Raw genomic sequence first — 4912 nt, forward strand, 5'->3', positions numbered from 1 at the left:
GACGTGCAGGCCAGGCTGGGCCGCTTCGACGCGGCGGTGCAGGAGCGGGCCCGCTACTTGGCGCGGCGCGCCCGCATCCTGCGCAAGCAGGGCGAGCCGGGTGAGGCCACGGCCGACTTCGGCAGCAGCCTCGAGCTCCTGGGCTGCCGCGGGGAGAGGGGCGGGCTGAGCGAACTCGAGCTCGCCTTTGAGCGCGCCAAAGTCCACGACGAACGGGCGCTCAACCTCCTGGCGCTCGGCCACTACGACGAGGCCGTCTTGCAGCTCCAGGACAATCTGCTGACCTTTGCCCGCTACCAGCGAGACTGCCGCGTGGACGCGAGCTTCCGCACCTTGCGCGGCAAGGTGCGGCTCGGCTTGGCCTACTGGGCGCGGGGCAGGGGTCAGCCCTACGCCACGCCCTTTTTGCAGGTGGGCGGCGGGACGAACGCCGATCTCAGGCAAGCTCAGGCGCTCACCGAGAGCGTGCGCGAGCGGATTGCCGCCGATCCCGATCGCAACGAGCGCTACGGCCCCCTCTACACCCAGACGCTCCTCGTCGCAGCCCTCGTCGGCGAAGGGCCCGGGAGCGCGCTGAGCTGCGCCGAGGAGGCCTTTGCCGACGCCCGCTTTCCCTACCAGAAGGCCCTTTACGGCGCCTTTTTGGCTGCCGTCCGGCTGCGCGCGGGCCAGCCTGAAAGGGCGCTCGAGCTCGCCAGCGGCGCCCAGCTCGAGCTCAGCAGAGCCAAACAGGGTGTTGGCGGCGAGCGCGGCGACCTCGGCCTGCTCGCCTGGCTCTTAGCCCTCGAGGTGAGGAGCCAAATGGCCGGACCGCCAGGCCTTCGCGCCGCGGCCGACAGCCTGAGCGCAGCACTCTACCGGCCGGAACTGGCGAAGTACCACGAGGCACTGTTGCGCGCCTTTGGCGAGGCCGCCGAAGCCCTGAACAGCGATGACTGGCGGGGTCATCTTGGTCTGCGCAACCTCCTCAGCCTCGCTGACGATCCGCCCGCGGACGAGAGCGTGCGCCTGCCCGACGCGCTCGTGGCGCGGTGGCGGGCCTTGCGGGGCGGACAGGTGCCCGCCATCGCCGCGGACTGATGCCCGTCCAGGAGGCGCGGCCGAACGCCGGCACCCCCGACGGCGGCAGCCCTGACAGCGGCAGCCCTGACAGCGGCAGCCCCGACGCCCGGAGTGCCGGCGCCGGCATCATCCATACCTGCTGCGACGCGACCACCGTCGCCGCCTTGAGCCCCAGCCCGGCGCTCTCGATGTTCAGGCCGGCAGAGCAGCAGCAAGAGGCCCTGGTGAGCATGGCGGGCGAGGCCAAATGCTGCGTGAGCGTCGCTTCGCTCGGCGAGACGATGGTCGGCTACGCCGCCTTTCACCCGCCGGGCGAGTTCGAGTCCTGGGGCGACGACAAGACGGGCCAGCTCATCGAACTCGGCGCGGTCGAGGTAGATCCGGCCCTGCGCGGCCACAGGCTGGCGAGCCGCCTGCTTCAGGCCTCCTTCGCGGGCGGCCGCTTCGACCACACCGTCGTCTTCGCGACCCTGTACTCCTGGCACTACGACCTAAAGCGCAGCGGCCTGAGCGATTTCGCCTACAAGCAGATGCTCGAGCGCCTCTACCGCTCGGCCGGCATGGCGGCCATGAGAACCACCGACCCTGAAATCCGCTCTAGCGCCGCCAACGGCCTGATGGCCCGCGTCGGCCCCAACTGCCCCGAGGAGGTCGTCGCGGAGTTCGAGCGGCTCAGGCTCAGGCCTGTGTCTCTTTGCGGGGTCTAGCCAGGTTATGGGGGCTAGCCAGTTCCCAACCGGCCGCGAGATGGTATAACGCTGGTAAAGAAAAACGCCAGCGCACGCGAGAGGCTTTAGCATGCTTGTAAGGGACATCATGACCAGGAGGGTAGTCGCCATCGGCCCGGAGATGCCGATCGGCGACGTCTACGCGCTCATGGAACAGCGCAATATCCGGCACTTTCCCATCTTGGAGCTGTCTTCTCCTACCTCCAGAGCGGCGAAGCGTTCATCTTCGGAGCTGTCGTCCTCGGAAGTGAGGGACGACAGCTCCAGCCTCATCGGCATCGTCTCCGATCGCGACATCCGCGCGGTCGGTTCGGAGCTCCCCTCGCTCAAAAAGGCCGTCACCGTCCGCGACCCGGTGAGGTCCATCATGTCCTCGCCCGTCCTCACCGCGCACCCCCTGGACCCCGTCGAGGAGTCGGCCCGCGTCCTGCGCGAGCGCAGGATCGGCGCCATGCCCGTCACCGAGGACGAAAAGCTGGTGGGCATCGTGACGGCGACGGACTTTTTGGAGGCGCTCACCAAGATGACCGGAGTCTTCGACCCCTCGACCAGGCTCGAGGTCGAAGTGGACAATAAGCCCGGCGCGCTCGCCTCGCTCGCCAGGGCCATCGCAAAACGCGGCCTCAACGTCTCGAGCGTCTTGACCAACTACAAGGACGCCGACACCCTCGCCTTCGTCCTGCGGGTGGACACCATCGACGGCCGCGGTCTGGCCCAGGCCTTGCGCAACGAAGGCTTCAGCGTGCTCTGGCCGGTCGACAAGTCCGAGCTTTAGGCGTTATGAAGCCACACACGAGTTGCGCCTTTCTCTACGACCCCAGGCTGACGCGGTACAAGCTGAGCGACGGCCACCCCTTCAAGCCGCTGCGGCTCGAGCTCACCCGCAGCCTCCTCCACGAGGCGGGTCTCCTTGCCGAGGCGGACGAGGTCACTCCCGAGGCGATTCCCGACAAGGTCTTAGCGCAGGTCCACGCTCCCGCCTACCTGGGCGCGGTCAGGGCGGCCTCGAGGGGCGAGAGGCTGCCGCGCGCCCTCGAGTTCGGCCTGGGCACCGGCGACAACCCCATCTTCCCCGGCATGCACGAGGCCGTCTCCCTGGTCTGCGCGGCGACGCGCAAGGCCGTCGACCTCGTCGCCTCGGAGACCGTTCAGCGCGCCGCCAACCTCTCGGGCGGCCTGCACCACGCCCACTTCGACAGGGCCTCGGGTTTTTGCGTCTACAACGACCTAGCGGTGGGCATCCGGCACGCCGTCAAGGGCTACGGCATGCGCGTCGCCTATATCGACATCGACGCGCACCACGGCGACGGCGTGCAGTGGCTCTTTTACGACCGCAGCGAGGTGATGACCATCAGCCTGCACGAGTCGGGGCGCTACCTCTTCCCCGGCAGCGGCCACGTCTACGAGCTCGGCAAGGACGCCGGGCGGGGCTTGAGCGTGAATATGCCGCTCGAGCCCTTCACCGAGGACGACTCCTTCACCGACAGCTTCGAGGCGGTGGTGCCTGAGGCCCTGGCGGCCTTCAAGCCCGACCTCATCGTGTTGCAGGCGGGCGCCGACATGCACCGCTTCGACCCGCTCGCCGACCTGGCCCTCTCGACCAGGGGTATGGCGCGGGCCTACCGGCGGGTGAGCGAGCTCGCCGACCACTACTGCGCGGGCAGGCTCATCGCCACCGGCGGCGGCGGCTACGACCCCTACCGCACCGTGCCACGGGCCTGGAGCCTGCTGTGGGCCACCCTGAGCCGCCAGGAGGTCCCCGAGCGGGTGCCCGAAGGCTGGCGGGAGACGTGGCAGGAAGTGAGCCTGGAGCCGCTGCCGCAGACCTTTCACGACGACCCCGCGGAACACCCGCCCATCGCCCGGCGGAGCGAGATCGCCTCGCACAACCGCGCGACGGTGAAACGGGTGTTGACGACGCTGGCGCCCATCTGGAAAGAGCGCTAAGGCGGGGTTTAGGACGGGGTTCAGGGGCAGGGGTCGGGGGTCGGGGGTCGGTAAAACCCTGACCCCCGAATCCCAACCCCATCAAGGAGGGGTATGGCACATATCAAGCTCGGCGACATCGCGCTCTACTACGACCTTAAAGGCGGCGGCAAAGGCGGCGGCGACGAGACCGTCGTCTTCGCCAACGGCCTCACCATGACCGCGGCGGCCTGGGCCGAGGTCGAGCCGCACTTCGCGAGCCGCTACCGCACCCTCCTTTACGACTGCCGGGGTCAGGGAGGGTCGGACAAGCCGCCGGGGCCCTATACGCCCGAAGGGCACGCCGCCGACCTCATCGCCCTCCTGGACGGGCTTGGGCTCGAGCGCGTCCACCTCGTCGGGCACAGCAACGGCGGCCTGTTGTCGGCCCTGGCGGCGGCGGAGCTCGCCCAAAGGTCGCCGGGCCGCGTCATGAGCCTCAGCCTGGTCGCCTCGTTCTTGCGCCTCGACCCGCTCCTGCGCGCGACGCTAGCGTCGTGGCGAGCAGCCCTGGACGCGGGCGGCCCGACCCTGCGCTTCGACGTGGCCGCGCCCTGGGTCTGGGGGCGGAGCTTTCTCGAGACGCGCGGCGACGAGCTCGAGCGCTACCGAGACGCAGCCTCTCAAGCCGATCCACAAGTCATCGGCTGGCTCATCGACGGGCTCCTCAGCCTGGGCGACGCCCGCAAGGCGCTGCGCGCCTACGGCGGCCCGGTGCTCGCCGCCGTCGGCCAGGACGACCTCTTGACGCCGCTGCGGATGAGCCACGAGATCGTCGAGTGGGCGAATCAGGGTATCCTGGTGACCATCGACCGGGCCGGCCACGGCGTGCCGATCGAGCGACCCGAGGCGCTGGCTAGGGTGGTCAGGGGCTTTCTCGAGCGGCGAGACGAGGCCATCACTCCCCTCTAAGCGCAGGAGAAGCGCAGGAGATTGGAGAAAAGATGCAAAAGATCGCTTTTATCGGCATGGGCACGATGGGCGCGCCGATGGCCGTCCGGCTCATCGACGCGGGCTTCGAGGTCACCGTCCACAACCGCACCCGCAGTCGCGAAGAGGAGGCCGAAAGGGCGGGAGCGAAGCGCGCCGCCAGCCCCAGAGAGGCCGCCCTAGGCGCCGATGTCGTCATCACCATGGTGAGCGACTCGCCGGACGTG

The 4912-nt window shown here is 69.1% G+C and carries 6 protein-coding genes; all 6 read left to right on the forward strand.

Translation table 11 applies throughout. The features are described 5' to 3' along the window. Nucleotides 1-1080: hypothetical protein (locus M3498_03260; protein MDQ3458314.1), on the forward strand; the 1080-nt coding region annotated here is incomplete at its 5' end. Then, nucleotides 1080-1769 carry a GNAT family N-acetyltransferase gene (locus M3498_03265; GenBank protein MDQ3458315.1) on the forward strand — a complete coding sequence of 230 codons (690 nt, stop codon included), beginning with the start codon at nt 1080-1082 and terminating at the stop codon, nt 1767-1769. The genes M3498_03260 and M3498_03265, both read left to right, overlap by 1 nt. A gap of 109 nt (nt 1770-1878) precedes the next feature. Continuing rightward, on the forward strand, nt 1879-2565 hold the full coding sequence (locus M3498_03270; GenBank protein MDQ3458316.1) for a CBS and ACT domain-containing protein: 687 nt from the start codon (nt 1879-1881) through the stop codon (nt 2563-2565). A 5-nt stretch (nt 2566-2570) separates the two neighbouring features. Further along, nucleotides 2571-3737 carry an acetoin utilization protein AcuC gene (locus M3498_03275; GenBank protein ID MDQ3458317.1) on the forward strand — a complete coding sequence of 389 codons (1167 nt, stop codon included), beginning with the start codon at nt 2571-2573 and terminating at the stop codon, nt 3735-3737. A 93-nt stretch (nt 3738-3830) separates the two neighbouring features. Continuing rightward, the gene (locus tag M3498_03280; GenBank protein ID MDQ3458318.1) at nt 3831-4667 is read left to right on the forward strand and encodes an alpha/beta hydrolase; all 837 of its coding nucleotides are present in this window, start codon (nt 3831-3833) and stop codon (nt 4665-4667) included. A gap of 32 nt (nt 4668-4699) precedes the next feature. Beyond that, the coding region (locus tag M3498_03285; protein ID MDQ3458319.1) for an NAD(P)-binding domain-containing protein at nt 4700-4912 on the forward strand (213 nt) is incomplete at its 3' end.

Source organism: Deinococcota bacterium (genome assembly GCA_030858465.1).
Classification (GTDB): domain Bacteria; phylum Deinococcota; class Deinococci; order Deinococcales; family Trueperaceae; genus JALZLY01.

Coding starts and splice junctions, on each gene's coding strand:
- M3498_03265 (MDQ3458315.1), top strand. CDS start 1,080: ATGCCCGTCCAGGAGGCGCGGCCGAACGCCGGCACCCCCGACGGCGGC.
- M3498_03270 (MDQ3458316.1), top strand. CDS start 1,879: ATGACCAGGAGGGTAGTCGCCATCGGCCCGGAGATGCCGATCGGCGAC.
- M3498_03275 (MDQ3458317.1), top strand. CDS start 2,571: ATGAAGCCACACACGAGTTGCGCCTTTCTCTACGACCCCAGGCTGACG.
- M3498_03280 (MDQ3458318.1), top strand. CDS start 3,831: ATGGCACATATCAAGCTCGGCGACATCGCGCTCTACTACGACCTTAAA.